The 831-nt window shown below is 69.6% G+C and carries 1 protein-coding gene and 1 pseudogene; both read left to right on the top strand.

The features are described 5' to 3' along the window. Positions 1 to 138: pseudogene (locus tag CCN72_RS35475) on the top strand (GntR family transcriptional regulator); the annotation flags it as partial. A gap of 380 nt (positions 139 to 518) precedes the next feature. Then, positions 519 to 710 carry an SPOR domain-containing protein gene (locus tag CCN72_RS35480; protein WP_172427620.1) on the top strand — a complete coding sequence of 64 codons (192 nt, stop codon included), beginning with the start codon at positions 519 to 521 and terminating at the stop codon, positions 708 to 710. Positions 711 to 831: the final 121 nt, after the last annotated feature.

The raw sequence follows: 831 nt of genomic DNA on the forward strand, positions 1-831 counted from the left end.
CTCCTCGGTGGCGTCCCCGGTCATGTCGTCCTGGTCGTCCAGCGCACGTACTACGCCTCCGGGCGCCCCGTGGAGACCGCGGACGTGGTCATTCCGGCGGACCGGTACCGGGTGGCGTATCACCTGCCGGTGCGGTGAGGGTCGTACACCACCCGTAGGCCACGGAGTGACCTAGCGCACATTGCGGGCTCGCGTGGGAGGCGGATGCGCCGGTGGCGGGGGTCCGCGGGTTGCGTGACCGACGCCACGATCCGGGTGTTTTCGCAGGTGGGCGCCGGTTCCTGTGGAATGCGTCCGGTTGTCTTGCCCAGGGCGCATTCGTTCTTGTGCGCCCCCGCCGGTCTGGCGGGGTGCGTACCTCTTTGTGAAAAGGCGTATTCGCTGAGTGAAGGTTGGGCGTACGCTCGGGCATATGCGTATTGCGGTTTCCTTAGGCGGGGCCCGGCAAGGGCCCGGGACGGGATGGGGGTCCCGTGATGCCGGAAAGGGTGAAGGGCGCGATGGGGGCGGAGCGGACCATGAGTGAGGGCACGGCTTCCTTGCCCTGGATCGTCATACGGCAGGACGACAACGGCAATCAGTACCGCGTCGGCCGGTACGCGACCGAGGCCGAGGCGCAGAAGATCGCCGACAGCTTCGAGGATCCGGGGAACAAGCGGCTCTACGTAGTCGAGCGTCTCGGGCAGAACGGGGACGGCGGCCGCGGCTGACCGGCCGCGTCCGTACGGGGCGGACGACCGGGGCGAACAACCGGCATGGCCGACCGGCGCGGACAGAATCCGTACGGCCGACCGGCGGCGCCGTGCGCCCCGGAGCCTCCCGTAGGCTCCG

This window comes from Streptomyces murinus (assembly GCF_002154555.1).
GTDB lineage: Bacteria > Actinomycetota > Actinomycetes > Streptomycetales > Streptomycetaceae > Streptomyces > Streptomyces murinus.

Excerpts from the sequence above, each read along its gene's own strand:
- CCN72_RS35480 (WP_172427620.1), top strand. The coding sequence starts at position 519 with ATGAGTGAGGGCACGGCTTCCTTGCCCTGGATCGTCATACGGCAGGAC.